Genomic DNA, 17,307 nt, shown 5'->3' on the forward strand with positions numbered 1-17,307 from the left:
AGGCCGGCGCGTCACGCGCCGGCCGTTTCCGTTTCAACGCGCCGCTTCGCGCGACGCCCGATTTTCGACCGACAGCATGACAGCTCGCCCCGCATTTCCGTCTCCCGATGCCGCCGGCACGCCCGCGCCGCGCCCCCCTTCCCGCCTGCTGCGCCGCGCGGCGTTCGTGCTCGGCGCGGCCGTGATCGGCTATGGCGCGTTCGCGATCGCGTTTCCCGCGCAGGTGCCGGCGGCGATCGGCACCGTGGTCGCCGACTGGACCGGCGCGAACCCGCATCCGGTCGTGCTGCAGCGGCCCGCGGCGCAGCCGCTGTCGGCGGTCGCGGAGCTCGGGCGCGCACTGTTCCACGATCCGTCGCTGTCGGCGTCGGGCAAGCAGTCGTGCGCGTCGTGTCACAGCCCCGATCACGCGTACGGCCCGCCGAATGCGCTCGACGTGCAGCCGGGCGGCCTCGCGATGACGCAGCAGGGCTATCGTCCACCGCCGTCGCTGATGTACCTGTACCGCCAGCCGAATTTCAGCATCGGCCCCGACGCCGGCGAAAACGACGCCGCGCCGAGCGTCGCGCAGCAGGCCGCGGCGGCGGCCGGCGTCGTCAAGGCGCAGAAGGTGGCCGGCACGTCGGCCGCGCCGCAGCTCGTGCCGCAGGGCGGGATGTTCTGGGACGGCCGCGCCGATACGCTGCAGCAACAGGCGTTCGGCCCGCTGCTGAATCCGGTCGAAATGGCGAACGCGAGCGTCGGCGACGTCGCGCACAAGCTCGCGCAATCGTCGCATCGTGCGCAACTGGAGCAGTTATTCGGCGCGCGCGTGTTCGACCGCCCGCAGCTCGCGGTATCGGAAGCGATGTTCGCGATCGCGCGCTATCAGGTCGAGGATCCGTCGTTCCATCCGTACGACAGCAAGTACGATCGCTGGCTCGAGGGCCGCGCCCGCCTGACGCAGGCCGAACTGCGCGGGCTGCGCCTGTTCAACGATCCGGACAAGGCGAATTGCGCGGGCTGCCATTTGTCGAAACCCGGCAAGGACGGGCTGCCGCCGATGTTTACCGATTACCAGTACGAGGCGCTGGGCGCGCCGCGCAATCGGGCGCTCGCGCAGAACCGCAATCCGGCGTTCTACGATCTCGGCGTGTGCGGGCCGTTCCGCGACGACCTGAAGGACCAGACACAGTATTGCGGAATGTTTCTGACGCCGACGCTGCGCAACGCGGCGACGCGCCACGTGTTCTTCCACAACGGCGTGTTCCACACGCTCGATCAGGTGATGGCGTTCTACAACGAACGCAGCATCTCGCCGCAGAAGTTCTACTCGCGCGGCGCGGACGGCAAGGTCGACGAATACGACGACATTCCGCCGAAATATCGCGCGAACGTGGACGTGACCGACGCGCCGTTCGATCGCAAGCCCGGCGACAAGCCCGCGATGACCGCGCAGGACATCAAGGATATCGAGGCGTTCCTGAATACGCTTACCGACCCGCCTGCGCGGTAAACGACACGCGCCCCGCCGAAGCGGGGCGCGTCACGCCGCCAGGACATCGGCCGTCAGCCGGCGCGCTGCATGCCCTCGCCCGATGGCGCCCGACACCGGCTTGCGCGTTTCACGCGAATCGCCTCGATGCACGCATCGAGCCGCCGGTTGCTTTCCGCAATGCCGAAGCGTGCCGCCCGCTCGAACGCCCGGGCGGCCAGGTCGGCACGCAGTCGGTCGTCGGTCAGCAATTGCGCCATCGCGCGGGCCAACGCATCGACATTCCCGACTTCCACCAGCAATCCCGCGCGGCCGTGGTCGAGAATCTCGCGCGGCCCGGTCGGGCAATCCGTCGATACGATTGCCTTGCCGAGGGCGAGTGCCTCGATCAGCACCATCGGCATCCCTTCGTTCTTCGAACTCAGCACCATGATCGACGCGCCCGCCATCAGCGGATGCGGGTTGTCCATCTGCCCCATGAAATGCACTCGCGCGCCGATGCCGAGCTCGTGCGCGAGACGCATGAGCTCGTCGCGATGGGCGCCGTCGCCGGCAAGCACGAGATGCTCCGCCAAATCGCGCTGCGCGACGAGTTGCGCATACGCGCGCAGCAACGTGCGGTGATCTTTCTGGAGTTCATCGAGCCGGGCGACGGAGACGATGTAAGGCACATCGCTTGGCAACGGGGGACGCGCGGCAGTCGCGTTCTCGCGAATGGCGTCGATGTCGATCGCGTTGGGCAGGACGGTGACTTGCTGCAGCCGGTCGCCGAACATCCGGTCGGCTTCGTCGCCCATCTGCGGGTTCAATGCGGCAATACTGTCGTAGCGGCTGTACTGCTCGAGCAGGCGGCGCATGCGCCGGCCGCGGCCGCCGAGCCGGGCGACGAAGCTGAAGTGGTTGACGCCGATCCAGGCCACCCCGAAGCGGCCGGCAAGGCGCCGCAGCGACAAGTCGTAGTCGACGATGACGTCTACGTCGCGCGCCAGTTCGGCGACACGCCGCCCGATGTACGGACGCACCGCGAGCGCGCCGTGAAGGTCACGAGCAATCCGGCCCACTTTGTCGAGCTTGCGTGCGTGGCGGCGGTCCTGGAAATAGCGAAGCCACTGCGGACGCACCAGGATTTCAATGGGAATGTCATCCGGAATCAGGGCGCGAAAGCGCTGCGCCAGCATCGGCGACGCGTACGTGACCGACAATGTGGCCCTGAAACGCTTGCGATCGAGGATGCGCAGCCACTGGATCAGAGACGATTCGATCCCGCCGTTCCCGAAATCGGTTACGTGAAACAACACGCGAACACGCGTGTCCGCACTTTCGGTATACCCCGCGTCGGCCATGATTTCTATTATGTTGTCTATTGTTGGACTATGCACCTGATTTGGGCGCGGCCTTTTATAACATAGGGTATTCCAATAGCCAAGCAAGGACGGGGCGCGGTCGATTTTTCCCTATTGCCGGAATCAGGTAGGGGCGACAGTCGCCGATTGCGAAGCCATCCGCCGGCATCTCGCGCAAACGTCGGAGCACGCGATGCGCGGTTCAACCGCCCACCTGCTCAGGACAGGCTGTCGAGCAACCGATACCAGGCGACCCCGGCCGCGATATAGAAGCGCTGCAGCCCGTGCAACGGAATCGGCCGGATCGGCGACACGCGGAACGGCAACGGCAGTTGCGCATCGCCCGACAGATGCGCGGCCAGATGCTTGCCGAGCGTCGTCGCCATCGCGATGCCGCGGCCGTTGTAACCGAGCGCGATCGTCACGCCCGGTGCGGGCTCGTGCACGTGCGGCAGAAAATCCGCGGTGATCGCGACGCGCCCGGCCCAGCGGTATTCGAACCGGACGCCCTTCAGTTGCGGATACAACAGCGTCGTCGCGCGTTCCAGATGGCGCCAGTCACCCGGCGCGCGCGGTTCGGCGAACGGGCCGCGGCCGCCCATCAGCAGTCGCCCGGCCGCATCGCGGCGAAAGTACAGCAGCAGGCGCCGCGCATCGGATGCGACCTCGCCGCCGGCGAGGATGTCGCGACCGAGTTCCGGCGCGAGCGGTTGCGTCGCGACGATGAAACTGTTCGCGGCGATCACCGACTGGCGCAAGCCGGGCCATAGCCCATCCGTGTAGCCGTTGGTCGCGATCACGACGCGCGCGGCCGACAGCGTCGCGCCGCCGGACGTCGCGACCTGCCAGCGGCCGTCGACACGCGTCAGCCCGACGGCGCGGGTCAAGCCGTGCACGACCGCACCGCTCGCCTGCGCGGCGCGCACGAGGCCGCGCGTATAGCTGAGCGGCTGCACGCTGCCCGCGCGGCGATCGATCCAGCCACCCGCATACGCGGGCGTGCCGAGCCGTCGCGCGACGTCGTCGCGGCCGAGCACCTCGACCGGCGCGCCGCGCGCGGCCCACTGCTGCGCGCGGCGGGCGACCGTGTCGAGCATCGCGGCGGTCGGCGCGGGCTGGATCCAGCCTTGGCGACGCGCATCGCAGTCGATCGCGTGCCGCGCGATCAGGTCGAACACGGTATCGGCCGCGCCGCCGACGATACCGGCAAGCTGCTCGCCGGCCGCGTCGCCGAACCGGCGAACGAGTTCGTCGGGGTCGTATTTCAGCCCGGGAATCACCTGCCCGCCGTTACGGCCGGACGCGCCCCAGCCCGGCTGCGCGCCGTCGATCACGCGGACGTTCACGCCGCGTTCGGCCAGGTGAAGTGCGGTCGACAGGCCCGTGAAGCCGGCGCCGACGATCGCCACGTCGCACGATACGGACGCGTCGAGCGCGGGCGTATCGGGTGCCGGCGCGGCGGTCGCCGCCCACAGCGAATCCGGCCACGGCGAATCGGGCCATCCGGGTGCCGCGTTCGTTGCGCTCATGTTCGATCCGGGTTGTCGGCGCCGTCCGACGCCAGCAGGCGACGCAGGAATTCCTGCGTGCGGGGATGAGTCGGCTGCGTGAGCACGTCGCGCGCCGGTCCGCTTTCGCAGATCGTGCCGTCGTGCAGGAAGCACACGCGATCGGCCACTTCGCGCGCGAACGCCATTTCGTGCGTGACGACCACCATGGTCATCCCGTCGCGGGCGAGCCCGCGCATCACGCCGAGCACTTCGCCGACGAGTTCGGGGTCGAGCGCCGACGTCGGCTCGTCGAACAGGATCGCCTGCGGCTCCATCGCGAGCGCGCGGGCGATCGCGACGCGCTGCTGCTGCCCGCCCGACAGCTCGGACGGATACGCATTCATCCGGTGCGCGAGGCCGACCTTGTCGAGCAGCGCGCGGGTCTGCTCGCGCGCCTGCACGACCGGCACGCGCCGCACGTGCACCGGCCCTTCCATCACGTTCTCGAGCGCCGTGCGGTGGGCAAACAGGTTGAAGCGCTGGAACACCATGCCGACCCGCATCCGCAGCTCGTGAATCCGCTTCGAATGCGCGTCGACCTTCACGCCGTCGATCGTGATCGACCCTTCGTCGTAGGTCTCGAAGCCGTTGATACAGCGCAGCACGGTCGACTTGCCGGAACCGGACGGCCCGATCAGGCACACGACTTCACCCTGCTGCACGTCGAGGCTCACGCCCTTCAGCACCGCGTGCTGCTGAAACCGCTTGTGTATCGAATCGATCCGGATCATGCGCCCCTCCTCAATGCGAGCCGCTTGCCGAGCCGGTTCACGCCGAACATCAGCGGCAGGCCGAGCGCGAGATACAGCAGCGCGACGAGCGTATACACGCTCATGTTCTGGAACGTCGACGACGCGATCAGCTGGCCGGCGCGCGTGATCTCCGCGACGGTGATCGTCGACGCGACCGACGAATCCTTCAGCAGCATCACGAGCGTGTTGCCGTACGGCGGCAGCGCGATGCGAAACGCCTGCGGCAGCACCACGCGCCGCATGATCATCGGGCCGCGCATGCCGATGGCGTGCGCGGCTTCGATCTGGCCGCGGTCGATCGCCTCGATGCCGGTGCGGAAGTTCTCGGCCTGGTATGCCGAATACGCGATGCCGAGCCCGAGCACGCCGGCCTGGAACGCCGACAGTTGGACGCCGAGATCGGGCAGCACGAAGTACATGTAGAACAGCTGCACGATGATCGGCAGCCCGCGGATCACGTTGACGATCGTGCTGCCGGCGGTCGATACCGCCCGATTGCGCGACACCTTCAGCAGCGCGAGGATCAGCCCGAGCACCGAGCTGAGCACGAACGCGCATGCGGTGATCTCGATCGTGACCACCGCGCCCTTCAGCAGGATCGGCAGAAAATCGATCGCATTCTGGAAAAACATGAGGTCTCCTATGCGACGTCGGGACGGCGCGCCGCGGTGGATGCCCGCGACGCGCGGGCGATGCCGGTCGGGAATCGGGCGCCGGCGCTCAGCTCATGTGCCACTTCTGCAGGATCTGCTGCAGCGTGCCGTCGCCCTTCATCTTGCGGATCGCGCCGTTGAGCTGTTCGAGCGTCGCGGTGTCGCCCTTGCGCACGATGAAGCAGACCTGCCCCTTCACCACGCTCTGGTATTCGGGCACGAGCCGCACCTGGCGATTGACGCCGTGCTCGATCTGGTACGCGACGATCGGCTGGTCGGCGAAGCCGGCCTTGATGCGCCCGAGCGCAACGTCGCGCATGATGTCGGCGATCGAATCGTAGGTCCGCACTTCCTTGAAGATGCCCTTCTTGTTGAGCGCGTCGACGAACGCCGTGCCGACCTGCGCGCCGACCACCTGCCCCTTGAAATCGTCCATCGACGTATAGCGGCCGGGGTCGTCGGCCTTCACGATCAGGCCTTCGCCGAACGTGTAAACGGTGTCGGAGAAATCGACGACCTGCTGGCGCGCCGGCGTCTTCAGCATCGCGGCCGAGATGATGTCGATCTTCTGCGTGGTGAGCGACGGGATCAGCGCGGAGAACACGGTCTGCTGCACGTCGACGCGAAACCCGGCCGACTTCCCGGCCGCGGTGATCGCATCGACCATCATCCCCTGGATCGAATTGCTCTTGACGTCGAGAAACGTGAACGGCACGCCGGTGGCGGTCGCGCCGACCTTCAGCGTCGGCTCGGCCGCAACGACGCCCGCCGAGGCCGTGGAGAGTGCGATACAGGTGGCGAAACCGGCGGCCAGTGCGCCGAACCGCTTGATGAACGGAACCATGGTGTCTCCTTCTCGAATAATCCGGGCGCCGGCCGGTCGCTGATCGACACTGCGACGATGGCTCGATCTTAAAACGAATCAAAAATATCGTAAAAAGATTTTTCAGTATCGATATGCGATACGCTATGATGCGATATCGAATCGATCCCGCCTCATGCCATGGAAACGTCGCCCGATCAGTCAAACGACCTGCTGTTCAACCAGTCGCTCGAAAAAGGGCTCAACGTGCTGCGCGCGTTCAGCGCGAAGCGGCGCACGATGACGCTCGCGGAAGTGGCCGACGCGGCCGGGATGACGAAAAGCTCGGCGCAGCGGATGGTCTATACGCTCGAGAAGCTCGGCTACATCCGCAAGCATCCGGTCACGCGGCGTTACCAACTCACGCCGCACGTGATGCGGATCGGCTTCAACTATCTCGCGGCCGATACGCTGATCGACGTCGCGAATCCGTTCCTGTCCGAGCTCACGAACCTGACCGGCGAAACCACCAACCTCACCGAGCCGGACGAGGACGAAATGGTGTACGTCGCGCGTTTCGTGTCGACCAAGTTCGTGCCGATCCACATGCCGATCGGCAGCCGTATCCCGATGTACTGCACCGGCAGCGGGCGCGCGTTCCTGAGCGCGTTGCCGCCGGCCGACGCGCGTGCACGGCTCGACGACATGGTGCGCACGCCGCATACGCCGCGCACGGTCACGGCGCTCGACGAACTCGTCGCGTTGCTCGACAGTGCGCGGCGCACAGGCTACGCGACCAACCAGGAAGAACTGTTCATCGGCGACATGTCGATCGCCGCGCCCGTGCTCGGCAGCCAGGGGCAGCCGGTCGCGGCCGTGCACGTGGTCGCGCCGACGAGCCGCTGGACGTTCGACGATGCGCGCCGCAAGCTCGCGCCGGCGGTGATCGACTGCGCGCGCGGGATCAGCAATTCGATTCGGACGCTCGAATAGCGTCGACGAAATGGCATGCGGCGCGCCGGTGCATTGCGTAGCGGCGCTTGATCGCTACCGCGGCTTCGGCGAATGCTCGGTCCGATAGGTACGGTCCGGACGCGATACGAGCTGCTTCGCTGCAGCGTCCAGTTCCTTGCCGTGATACAGATCGACGCACTTCAGGAAGTCGAACTTCACATCCGCGACTTCCGATTCGACACCCGGACTCCGATAGTCGCGAGCCAGATACTTCGCGACCAGCGCGCGAATGACGTCCGGCGCACGTTCCATGTCGTAGTAGGTCCAGTCGCGCAAAGCGCTGATGCTGCTGCCGATGTCCTTGCTCGCGCCGGGCGCCTGCTTGTATGCGGTAGCCAGGCACTCCGCGAGCACCATGTCCTTGAAGTTCTGGAGGTAAGTTCGTGAGCCGGCCTCGGGCGAAGTTTGTGCGACGTCCTTCGCCACGGCCATCGTCGGTTGAAACGCGATGCACGCCAACGCGGCAGCGATCCGGACTCCCCTCATGACAGGCTCCAAAAATTTGCGCGATCGGTACGATACCGCGCGCCCGGTTCGTTGAAGTAACAATGGTCGTAACACGTCCGCCCATTGAACAGCGTGGCGTGGCCCTGTGCATCGCTCCACCCCGACACCTCGAACAGGATGACGCCCTGCCGACCGCAAGCAGCCCTCCGTTCGACGGCGGGTATTTGACGCCCTCAGCCTTCCCCCAGCGTTGCTCGAGAAAACGAATCAAGTCCCGGACACGAAAAAAATATTGCCGATTGTCTCTGCCCGAGACCGTTTGCTCGGGGATTCTCGGTATCACCATACCGGCTTCACCCAGGATATAACTCATCCTCACCGCGCAAGTATTGCTCCATCGCTCTGTCGGATTCGGATTGTTGACGTTCTTCTCGACGTATCCACCTATCACTTTCGCAACGCGCTCACCGGAATTTGCCGGGTCGTAGATTCGCTGAGATGCCGCCCATGCAACGGCAAATGATGGACGTTTCACTTTGGCTCCTTGTTGTTGAGATGAATTCGACTCGAGGGCAAACGCATCGAAAACTCGCGACGGCTCATGTGCTCCGGGAACCTTCGAATCCATCGAATCAGGGCGTCATGATGCGTGATTTGAAAGTTTTTTGTAATGACGCCAGCTTCCCGGACGCCGCCCCTCTTCTATTGCCCCCCTCGTTTTCCCCAATCCCGTTCGCCTTGACTCCGCTCCTCCGATCGTCAAAACTTCGCATATCGTCAGTGTGATCACAGATCGCAGATCAAACCCAGGAGAGCCCGCCTTGCCGCCTCGTATCGCCCCGCCCGCATTGAAGGTCATCGAACAGGAAACGATGGCCGACAAGGTCTACCAGCAACTGCGCGAAGCGCTGATGAGCGGCCGCTTCGCGCCTGGCCAGGCGCTGAGCCTGCGCAGCGTGGCCGAGGCGGTCGGCTCGTCGACGATGCCGGTGCGTGCCGCGCTCACGCGGCTGCGCGCCGAACGCGCACTGGTCGACGGCCCGAATCGGGCGCTCGTCGTCCCGCCGATGACGCTCGACATGCTCGACGAACTGCGCGACGTGCGGATCGCCCTCGAAGGCTGCATCGCCGAGCGCGCGTGCGCACGGATGACCGACGCGCAGATCGCGGCCGTACGCAAGACCTGCGAGACGATGCAGGCACACGCCGAGGCCGGCCGCTCGCGCGCCTACCTGCAAAGCAATTTTGCGTTCCACAGCGCGATCTATGCGCACGGCGCCAGCGAAAGCACGCTCGCGATCGTCGAGAACCTGTGGATGCGCGTCGGCCCGTTCCTCAACATGGTCGCGCTCGACATCCCGCACATGCGGCGCTCGATGGATGCGCACCGCGCGATCGTCGATGCGCTCGAGCGGCGCGACGGCGCGGGCGTGCGGGCCGGCATCGCGCTCGACATCGGCGGCGCCGCGCACGACCTCGCCGAGACGCTGCGCGCCGAACAGACACCGCGGACCGTGAACGCGAAGCCGTAGCGACCGCCTGCCACGGCCGCCCGATACCCAAGCGGCCGTCATCCCACAACATCAACGATGGAGACAACCCGGCATGACAGCTTCCGACCTGCTGAAACCCTATGACGGCCTGCGCGTCCTCGTGACCGGCGGCGCATCGGGCATCGGTCTCGAAATCGCCGACGCGTTCGCCGAATGCGGCGCGCGCGTGCACGTGTGCGACGCATCGCAAGCCGCGATCGCGGCGCTCGCCGACCGGCCGCCGCGTGCCGCGGCCGGCGCGATCAGCGCGACGCTGGCCGACGTATCCGACCCGGCCGCCGTCGAGCGCGTGTTCGCCGACGTGTCGACCACGCTCGGCGGCCTCGACGTGCTGGTCAACAACGCGGGGATCGCCGGCCCGACCGGCGGCATCGACGAAATCGACCCCGTGCAATGGGAGCAGACCGTCGCGATCAACCTGAACGCGCAATTCCAGTTCGCGCGCCGCGCGGTGCCGCTGCTGCGCGAGTCGAAACACGGCGGCGCGATCATCGCGCTGTCGTCGGTCGCCGGCCGGCTCGGCTACGCGTTCCGCACGCCGTATGCGGCCACCAAATGGGCGGTGGTCGGTCTCGTGAAAAGCCTCGCGATCGAACTCGGGCCGCTCGGCATCCGCGTGAACGCGATCCAGCCCGGCATCGTGCGCGGCCCGCGGATGCGCCGCGTGATCGAGGCGCGCGCGCAGCAGCTCGGCATCGGCTACGACGAAATGGAGCAGCGCTATCTCGAGAAGATCTCGCTGCGGCGCATGACCGATCCGGCCGAGATCGCCGCGACCGCGCTGTTCCTGTGCTCGCCGGGCGGGCACGGAATCACCGGGCAGGCGATCTCCGTCTGCGGCAACGTCGAAGTGCTCTGACGCCTCCTGCATCGTTCATCGAAAGGAATCCATCCGTGGCAAACGCTCGCAAAGTCATCATCACCTGTGCGCCGACCGGCGCGATCCATACGCCGTCGATGTCGCCGTACCTGCCCGTCACGCCGCACGAAATCGAAACGGCCGCGGTCGCGGCCGCGCAGGCCGGCGCGGCGATCCTGCACCTGCACGCACGCAACCCGTCGGACGGCAAACCGACGCAGGATCCGGCCGTGTTCGCCGAATTCCTGCCGCGCATCAAGGCACAGACCGACGCCGTGATCAACCTCACGTCCGGCGGCAGCCCGCACATGACGGTCGACGAACGGCTGCAGCCCGCGCTGCATTTCCAGCCCGAGGTCGCGTCGCTGAACATGGGCTCGATGAACTTCGGGCTGTACCCGATGCTCGAGCGCTTCCGCGAGCTGAAGCATCCGTGGGAGCGCGAACATCTCGAGAAAAGCCGCGATCTCGTCTTCAAGAACACGTTCGCCGACATCGAGACGATCCTCACGCGCTGCGGCGCGAACGGCACGCGGTTCGAATTCGAGTGCTACGACATCTCGCACCTGTACAACCTCGCGCACTTCGTCGATCGCGGGCTCGCGAAACCGCCGTTCTTCGTGCAGAGCGTGTTCGGCCTGCTCGGCGGGATCGGCGCGCATCCGGAGGACCTGATGCACATGCGCCGGACGGCCGACCGCCTGTTCGGCAGCGATTACGTATGGTCGATCCTCGGCGCCGGGCGCAACCAGATTCCGCTCGCGACGATCGGCGCCGCGCAAGGCGCGAACGTGCGCGTCGGGCTCGAGGATTCGCTGTGGATCGCGCCCGGCAAGCTCGCGGAATCGAGTGCCGCGCAGGTCCTGAAAATGCGTCAGGTGCTCGAAGGCCTGTCGCTCGAGATCGCGACGCCGGCCGAGGCGCGCGCGATGCTCGCGCTCAAGGGCGGCGACGCGGTGAATTTCTGATCGCCGGGTCGCCACCCCAACACCAGAATCCGCAAGCGCAGTGACAAGGCGCCGGCCCGAGCCGGCCGGCGCCAGGACGCCCTTCATCGCCCCGCTCCGTTCGAGCGCCGCCGGCGCGGCTCCGTCGTCTGCCCATCCGCTGCCCACACCGCAGCGGCATTTGCCGAACGCGGCGCGCCGTGCTTGCCGTGCGCGCCGGTTCGCCCTTACCGGAGTCGTCCGCATGTCCACTCATCACGCTCAGGCCCTGTCGTCCGCCGCCGGCGACGCGAACGCGTCGCTGAACCGGCTGCTGTTCCGCAAACTCATGCCGCTGCTGATCGCCGCGTATGTGATCAGCTTTCTCGACCGCACCAACATCGCGTTCGCCAAACACTCGATGGGCGTCGATCTCGGCATCTCATCGGCCGCGTACGGACTCGGCGCGGGGTTGTTTTTCCTGACCTACGCGCTCTTCGAGATCCCGAGCAACCTGATCATGCATCGCGTCGGCGCACGCTTCTGGATCACGCGGATCATGATCACGTGGGGTGCGCTGTCGGTCGCGATGGCGTTCGTCAGCGGCGAAACGTCGTTCTACGTGATGCGCCTGCTGCTCGGCGTGGCCGAAGCCGGCCTGTTTCCCGGCGTGATGCTGTATTTGACGTACTGGTTCGGCCGCGAGGAACGTGCGCGCGCCACCGGCTATTTCCTGCTCGGCGTGTGCATCGCCAACATCGTCGGCGGGCCGCTGGCCGGCGCGCTGATCGAGCTCGACGGCACGCTCGGCTTCCACGGCTGGCAATGGCTGTTCGTCGTCGAAGGCATTCCGGCGATCCTGCTCGCGTTCGTCGTATGGATGCGATTGCCGGACCGGCCGAGCGCCGCGCCGTGGCTCGCTCCGGAAACCGGCCGCGCGCTCGAGCGCAAGCTGGCCGCCGAACAGGACGCGGGCGTCGCCGCGCACGGCGGCCATGCGTTCGGCGCCGCGCTGCGCGATCCGCAGATCTGGCTCGCGATCTTCGTGTACTTCTGCCACCAGTTGACCATCTACACGGTGATCTTTTTCCTGCCGGGCATCATCGGTGCGTCGGGGCGCCTCTCGCCGTTCGCGGTCGGGTTGCTGACTTCGCTGCCGTGGCTCGCCGCCGCGCTCGGGGCCGGCACGCTGCCGCGCTTCGCCCGTGAATCGCGTCATTCGCGCCGCATGCTGTGCGCGGGGCTGGTGGTCATGGCGGCCGGGATGGTCGGCGCCGCGCATGCGTCGCCGTTGGCGGGGCTGCTCTGCGTGTGCGTGGCGGCGTCGATGTTCTTCGTCGTCCAGTCGATCGTGTTCACGTTTCCGGCGTCGCGGCTGGCGGGCAGCGCGCTGGCCGGCGGGCTCGGGCTCGTGAATACGTGCGGGTTGCTCGGCGGCTTCGTCGGGCCGACCGTCGTCGGCGCGATCGAACAGGCGACCGGCAATGCAAAGAACGGGTTGACGCTGCTGGCGGCCGCGCTCGTGATCGCAGCGTTCGCGAGCCTCGCTTTGCGGCACGGGCACGAGCGCGCCGGCGTGCGGTCGCGCGGCTGAAGGCAGGCTGAAAAAATCCAGCGGACAGGATGCGGGCCTCGCGCCCGCCTCTCGTCTCACTTCGTCAGAACAGATACATCCCGGCGACGAACACCACGCCCGAGAACAGCAGGGTCGTCACGCAGTACCCCATGATGTCGCGTACGCCGAGCCCCGCGATCGCCAGCGCGGGCAGCGCCCAGAACGGCTGCGCCATGTTGGTCCACGCCTCGCCGTACGCGATCGCCATGGCCGCCTTGCCGAGATCGGCGCCGAGCGCCTGCGCGGCCGGCATCACGAACGGCCCCTGCACGACCCAGTGGCCGCCGCCCGACGGCACCGCGAAATTGATCACGGCCGAGCTCAGGAATGCGAGCAGCGGGAACGTGTGCACGTTCGCGATATCGACGAACCACTTCGTGATCACGCCCGCGAGCCCCGAGTGATCCATCAGCGCCTGGATGCCGGCGTAGAACGGGAACTGGATCATGATCCCGGACGCGCCGCGCGCCGCGCCGGCCACCGCGCGTGCATAGGCCATCGGCGTCCGGTGCAGCAGGATGCCGGCCGCGAGGAACGCGAGGTTCACCGTGTCGATGTCTAGCGCGAAGCCCTTCTGCGCGAAACGCAGCACGAGGAACGCCGCGCACAGCGCCGCGACGAGCATCGACAGCACGCGGCTCTCCTCCATCCGCTCCGCGAACGTCGCGTCGGGCCCGAGCTTGCGCTCGACGCTCGGCGGCTCGGCGAGCAGCGCCGGATCGACGCTGACGACGTCGCCCGGCTTCGGCATCATCATTCGCGCGAGAAACGGCAGCATCACGATCAGCCCGATCGTGACGAACGCGTTGTAGCCGGTGAAGATCGTGTCGGACACCGGAATCAGGCCGATGGTCTTTTCCATCGGATTGCCTTTCGTCGCCGCGACGAGCGGGATCGAACCCGACAGCCCGCCGTGCCAGCTCAGGAAGCCCATGTAGGCGGACGCGACGAGCAGCCGGTAGTCGCTGCCGGCCACGCGGCGCGCGACTTCGCGCGCCAGCATCGCGCCGAGCACGAGCCCGAAGCCCCAGTTGATCGCACAGGCCAGCGCGCCGACGAACGCGACGAGCATCACGCCCTGGCCGGGCGTGCGCGCGGTGCTCGCGAGCGCGACGAGCAGGCGCCGCACGGGCGGCGAACTCGCCAGCGCGTGGCCGGTGACGAGGATCATGACCATCTGCATCGAGAACGCGAGCAGGTTCCAGAAGCCCGAACCCCACATCGTCGTGAGTTGCACGGGTGTGTTCGGCGTGAGGCCGAACGCGAGCGCGAACGTGACGATCGTCAGCAGGATCGCGAAAATCAACGGGTCGGGCAACACGCGGTGGACCACCTGCGTGAAGAAGCGGGAAATGCGCTGGATCAACTTGAGCTCCTCGTTTCCTGATAGGGACATCCGCGCGTATCGTTGTTGGTTGAGGCGCGGAAACGCGCGGATTCTTGCACAGAACCGGCGGACGCGCTTCGGCGCGCAAAATCACGATCGCGTCGTGTCAGGACAGGGAAACGGGGAAAAACGGAGAAAGGCGGCACGATCCGCGCCGCCTTCGAGGGTAATGGCCGCCGCGCGTCAACGCGCCGTCGTCACTTCACTGGCTCGCTCAGCGTCGCCACGTCCGTCACCCGCCGCTCGGCGAGCCGCTGCGCGAACCGATACGCGACGAGCGATCCCGCCACCGCCAGCAGCATCGGCACGAGGCTGTCGTGATTCGCACGCGTGAATTCGAGCAGCAGCACGACGGCCGTGACCGGCATCTGCATCGATGCGGCGAGAAACGCGGTCGCGCCGATCAGCGCGCATCCGCCGAGCGATGCGCCGGGCCACACGGCGCTCCACAGCCCGCCGAGCACGACCCCGAGCAGCGCACCGTTCGCGAGACCCGGCGTCAGCAGCCCGCCCTCCGCGCCGGCCCGCAGGCTGCCGGCCTCGATCAGCACCTTCAGCACGAGCAGCGCCGCCGCGAGGCCGATCGTCAGCGTGCCGTCGAAACCCAGCGACGCCGGCCCCTTGCCGTTGCCGAGCAATTGCGGAAACCGCATCGACAGCACGCCGATCACCGCGAAGTTGAGCAGCGCGAACACCGGCAGCCGCCAGTCCTTCGGCGCGTTCGCCCGCGCGCGGGTGGTGAGCCGCACGAACCCGTACGCGGCGAAGCCGAACAGCGGCCCGCAGACGACCGACCATGCGACGAGCGGCGTGCTCAGCACGAACGCCGGCACCGTGTACTGGTGTTCGTTGCCGAGACCGAGCCACGCGACGATCGCCGCGATCGCGGACGTCACGACCGCCACGACCAGCGCACGCAGTTCGAACGTGCCGAGCAGCACCTCGAGCACGAAGATCGCGCCGCCGAGCGGCACGTTGTAGACGGCCGCGAGCCCCGCGCCGGCGCCGCATGCGACCATCAGCCGGCAGTCGTCGGGCGTGAGTCCCGCCGCATGGGCAAGCCGCCCGGCGAGCAGCGAACCGATCTCGCGCGGCGCGACTTCGCGGCCGAGCGGCGAGCCGAGCGCGACGGTGACGATCTGCAGCAGCGCGTGAACCGTCGTGCTGACGAACGGCATCCGCGGATCGGCCGCGCGCACCGCGCGGCGGATGCTGACGAGCGGCCAGCCATACCGGTAAAGCGCCCACCAGCCGCCGCCCGCGACGATCCCGCAGACGACCAGGACCGCCAACCGGCGCAGCGGCTCGGCGCCGGTCACGCCACTGAGGAAGCTCTTGGCGCCGATCACGTGCGCGACGCTGTAGCCGTACGCGACGTGCTGGATCGCATGCAGCAGCAACGCGAGCAGCATGCCGCCGAGCCCCGCGCCGATACCGGTCAGGACCGTGACGACGGCCACGCGCGCGAACGGGCTGGCGGTCGGCGAAGATGCCGCGGGAGGGGACGGAAGATCGAGGCGCATAAGGTCGGCGAACGGGGATCGAAAAGACGGCATGCAACCCGCACGCCGTCGTCAGCACCGCATCGTAGGCCTGCACCTCTCATGAGACAAACGTATTTTTCGAATCGACTCATGCATTTTATGAATGCACGGCGTCCGGCGGGCCGGAATGGCCCGCCTCCTCGTCAATACGTGATCCGCTCCGGTTCGCGCCGCATGATGACCTGCCCGTGGCGCATCGACAGCGTGGCCTTCGCCTGCCGGCGCACGGCTTCGTAGTCGCTGTCCGCATCCAGCACGACGAGATTCGCCGGACGTCCGACCGCGATGCCGTACCCGTCGCCGAGGTGTAGCGCCGTCGCGCTGTGGTCGGTCACGAAGTCGAGGCAGCGCTGCAGGTCCTGGTAGCCCATCATGTGGCAGATATGGAGGCCCGCGTCGAGCACGCGCAGGATGTTGCCGTTGCCGAGCGGATACCACGGATCCTTGATCGAATCCTGCCCGAAGCACACGTTGAGGCCGGCACGGTCGAGTTCCGCGACGCGCGTGACGCCGCGCCGCTTCGGAAACGTGTCGAAGCGGCCCTGCAGATGGATGCTCTCGGTCGGGCACGAGATGAAGTTCAGCCCTGCCTGTTTCAGCAGCCGGAACAGCTTCGAGCAGTACGCGTTGTCGTACGAGCCCATCGCGGTCGTATGGCTCGCGGTCACGCGTGCCCCCATGCCGCGCACGCGTGCCTCTTCGGCAAGCACTTCGAGAAAGCGCGAATGCGGATCGTCGGTCTCGTCGCAGTGCACGTCGACGAGGCAGCCCGTGCGCTCCGCGAGGTCCATCAGGAAGCGGATCGAGCTGACGCCCTGCTCCCGCGTGTTCTCGAAATGCGGAATCCCGCCAACGACGTCCGCGCCGAGTTCGATCGCCCGCTCCATCAGCGCGCGGCCGCCGTCGAACGATTCGATGCCCTCCTGCGGGAACGCGACGATCTGCAGATCGATCAGCCCGCGCGCCTCGTCCTTCACTTCCAGCATCGCCTTCAGCGCGGCGAGCGTCGGATCGGTCACGTCGACGTGCGTGCGTACGTGCTGGATCCCGTGGTCGCGCAGCATGCCGATCGCCGCATGCGCGCGCGTTTTGGTGTCCTCGTGCGTGATCGTCGCCTTGCGCTCGGCCCAGCGCTCGATGCCCTCGAACAGCGTGCCGCTCATGTTCCACGCGGGCTCGCCGGCCGTCAGCACGGCATCGAGGTGGATATGCGGCTCGACGAGCGGCGGAATCGCGAGACGGCCGCCGCCGTCGATATGGTCCGGGTTCGTCGACGCGATCGGCGCGGATTGCGCGTCGATGCGCGCGATCTTGCCGGCATCGATGCCGATCGTGAACAGGCCGTCGCGGCCGCGCAGGCGTACGTTGAACAGGTTCATGGGGAGGCC

Annotated in this window: 16 protein-coding genes and 1 pseudogene; 6 read left to right on the plus strand and 11 right to left on the minus strand. The window is 67.2% G+C overall.

Annotated elements, in window-relative coordinates; all coding sequences use genetic code 11:
- Window positions 1-76: 76 nt before the first annotated feature.
- Window positions 77-1,495 carry a cytochrome-c peroxidase gene (locus H0X95_RS24250; protein WP_059723420.1) on the plus strand — a complete coding sequence of 473 codons (1,419 nt, stop codon included), beginning with the start codon at window positions 77-79 and terminating at the stop codon, window positions 1,493-1,495.
- Window positions 1,496-1,548: 53 nt separating this feature from the next.
- On the opposite strand, the gene H0X95_RS24255 is transcribed toward H0X95_RS24250, so the two are convergent.
- From H0X95_RS24255 to H0X95_RS24275, 5 genes are all read right to left on the minus strand, one after another.
- Complete coding sequence (locus H0X95_RS24255; RefSeq protein ID WP_058903099.1) at window positions 1,549-2,817, minus strand: glycosyltransferase; 1,269 nt, start codon at window positions 2,815-2,817, stop codon at window positions 1,549-1,551.
- A gap of 218 nt (window positions 2,818-3,035) precedes the next feature.
- Window positions 3,036-4,346: an NAD(P)/FAD-dependent oxidoreductase gene (locus H0X95_RS24260; RefSeq protein WP_034202367.1), complete on the minus strand. Its 1,311-nt coding sequence runs from the start codon at window positions 4,344-4,346 to the stop codon at window positions 3,036-3,038.
- Window positions 4,343-5,098, minus strand: coding sequence for an amino acid ABC transporter ATP-binding protein (locus H0X95_RS24265; RefSeq protein ID WP_196446239.1), 756 nt, complete (start codon window positions 5,096-5,098; stop codon window positions 4,343-4,345). The genes H0X95_RS24260 and H0X95_RS24265 overlap by 4 nt, the downstream gene beginning before the upstream one ends.
- A complete protein-coding gene (locus H0X95_RS24270; protein WP_196446240.1) occupies window positions 5,095-5,751 on the minus strand; it encodes an amino acid ABC transporter permease in 657 nt (218 codons plus the stop codon). The genes H0X95_RS24265 and H0X95_RS24270 overlap by 4 nt, the downstream gene beginning before the upstream one ends.
- Before the next feature lie 88 nt (window positions 5,752-5,839).
- Complete coding sequence (locus tag H0X95_RS24275) at window positions 5,840-6,616, minus strand: ABC transporter substrate-binding protein (RefSeq protein WP_006482855.1); 777 nt, start codon at window positions 6,614-6,616, stop codon at window positions 5,840-5,842.
- A gap of 159 nt (window positions 6,617-6,775) precedes the next feature.
- On the opposite strand from H0X95_RS24275, the gene H0X95_RS24280 reads away from it, so the two are divergent.
- Entirely contained in the window at window positions 6,776-7,567 is a 792-nt protein-coding gene (locus tag H0X95_RS24280; RefSeq protein WP_196446241.1) for an IclR family transcriptional regulator, read from the plus strand.
- Between the two features lie 54 nt (window positions 7,568-7,621).
- Here H0X95_RS24280 and H0X95_RS24285 read toward each other — a convergent pair whose 3' ends face one another.
- From H0X95_RS24285 to H0X95_RS36320, 3 genes and pseudogenes are all read right to left on the minus strand, one after another.
- Entirely contained in the window at window positions 7,622-8,074 is a 453-nt protein-coding gene (locus tag H0X95_RS24285; protein WP_196446242.1) for a type VI secretion system amidase immunity protein Tai4, read from the minus strand.
- Window positions 8,071-8,202 carry a type VI secretion system amidase effector protein Tae4 gene (locus tag H0X95_RS36210; protein WP_239068207.1) on the minus strand — a complete coding sequence of 44 codons (132 nt, stop codon included), beginning with the start codon at window positions 8,200-8,202 and terminating at the stop codon, window positions 8,071-8,073. Before H0X95_RS36210 ends, H0X95_RS24285 begins: the two co-directional genes overlap by 4 nt.
- A gap of 122 nt (window positions 8,203-8,324) precedes the next feature.
- A pseudogene (locus tag H0X95_RS36320) lies at window positions 8,325-8,663 on the minus strand (hypothetical protein); the annotation flags it as partial.
- Between the two features lie 193 nt (window positions 8,664-8,856).
- Between H0X95_RS36320 and H0X95_RS24295 the strand changes: the two are divergent.
- From H0X95_RS24295 to H0X95_RS24310, 4 genes are all read left to right on the plus strand, one after another.
- Window positions 8,857-9,567: a GntR family transcriptional regulator gene (locus tag H0X95_RS24295; protein ID WP_006482853.1), complete on the plus strand. Its 711-nt coding sequence runs from the start codon at window positions 8,857-8,859 to the stop codon at window positions 9,565-9,567.
- A 73-nt stretch (window positions 9,568-9,640) separates the two neighbouring features.
- The gene (locus H0X95_RS24300) at window positions 9,641-10,447 is read left to right on the plus strand and encodes an SDR family oxidoreductase (protein WP_006494903.1); all 807 of its coding nucleotides are present in this window, start codon (window positions 9,641-9,643) and stop codon (window positions 10,445-10,447) included.
- Between the two features lie 35 nt (window positions 10,448-10,482).
- Window positions 10,483-11,415, plus strand: a complete 933-nt coding sequence (locus tag H0X95_RS24305; protein WP_006482842.1) for a 3-keto-5-aminohexanoate cleavage protein — start codon at window positions 10,483-10,485, stop codon at window positions 11,413-11,415.
- A gap of 223 nt (window positions 11,416-11,638) precedes the next feature.
- Window positions 11,639-12,967: an MFS transporter gene (locus tag H0X95_RS24310; protein ID WP_058903093.1), complete on the plus strand. Its 1,329-nt coding sequence runs from the start codon at window positions 11,639-11,641 to the stop codon at window positions 12,965-12,967.
- 64 nt (window positions 12,968-13,031) lie between these two features.
- Here the strand turns inward: H0X95_RS24310 and H0X95_RS24315 are convergent, their stop codons facing one another.
- The 3 genes from H0X95_RS24315 to codA form a co-directional block, all read right to left on the minus strand.
- Window positions 13,032-14,354, minus strand: a complete 1,323-nt coding sequence (locus tag H0X95_RS24315) for a TIGR00366 family protein (RefSeq protein ID WP_012493319.1) — start codon at window positions 14,352-14,354, stop codon at window positions 13,032-13,034.
- A gap of 218 nt (window positions 14,355-14,572) precedes the next feature.
- Window positions 14,573-15,898: a chloride channel protein gene (locus tag H0X95_RS24320; RefSeq protein ID WP_196446243.1), complete on the minus strand. Its 1,326-nt coding sequence runs from the start codon at window positions 15,896-15,898 to the stop codon at window positions 14,573-14,575.
- Between the two features lie 164 nt (window positions 15,899-16,062).
- Window positions 16,063-17,298: a cytosine deaminase gene (gene codA, locus H0X95_RS24325; protein ID WP_196446244.1), complete on the minus strand. Its 1,236-nt coding sequence runs from the start codon at window positions 17,296-17,298 to the stop codon at window positions 16,063-16,065.
- Window positions 17,299-17,307 lie beyond the last annotated feature (9 nt).

Source organism: Burkholderia sp. 9779_493, assembly GCF_015712215.1.
GTDB lineage: Bacteria > Pseudomonadota > Gammaproteobacteria > Burkholderiales > Burkholderiaceae > Burkholderia > Burkholderia cenocepacia.

Coding starts and splice junctions, on each gene's coding strand:
- H0X95_RS24255 (WP_058903099.1), bottom strand. CDS start 2,817: ATGGCCGACGCGGGGTATACCGAAAGTGCGGACACGCGTGTTCGCGTG.
- H0X95_RS24275 (WP_006482855.1), bottom strand. CDS start 6,616: ATGGTTCCGTTCATCAAGCGGTTCGGCGCACTGGCCGCCGGTTTCGCC.
- H0X95_RS24320 (WP_196446243.1), bottom strand. CDS start 15,898: ATGCGCCTCGATCTTCCGTCCCCTCCCGCGGCATCTTCGCCGACCGCC.
- codA (WP_196446244.1), bottom strand. CDS start 17,298: ATGAACCTGTTCAACGTACGCCTGCGCGGCCGCGACGGCCTGTTCACG.
- H0X95_RS24265 (WP_196446239.1), bottom strand. CDS start 5,098: ATGATCCGGATCGATTCGATACACAAGCGGTTTCAGCAGCACGCGGTG.
- H0X95_RS24280 (WP_196446241.1), top strand. CDS start 6,776: ATGGAAACGTCGCCCGATCAGTCAAACGACCTGCTGTTCAACCAGTCG.
- H0X95_RS24300 (WP_006494903.1), top strand. CDS start 9,641: ATGACAGCTTCCGACCTGCTGAAACCCTATGACGGCCTGCGCGTCCTC.
- H0X95_RS24260 (WP_034202367.1), bottom strand. CDS start 4,346: ATGAGCGCAACGAACGCGGCACCCGGATGGCCCGATTCGCCGTGGCCG.
- H0X95_RS24250 (WP_059723420.1), top strand. CDS start 77: ATGACAGCTCGCCCCGCATTTCCGTCTCCCGATGCCGCCGGCACGCCC.
- H0X95_RS24285 (WP_196446242.1), bottom strand. CDS start 8,074: ATGAGGGGAGTCCGGATCGCTGCCGCGTTGGCGTGCATCGCGTTTCAA.
- H0X95_RS24310 (WP_058903093.1), top strand. CDS start 11,639: ATGTCCACTCATCACGCTCAGGCCCTGTCGTCCGCCGCCGGCGACGCG.
- H0X95_RS24270 (WP_196446240.1), bottom strand. CDS start 5,751: ATGTTTTTCCAGAATGCGATCGATTTTCTGCCGATCCTGCTGAAGGGC.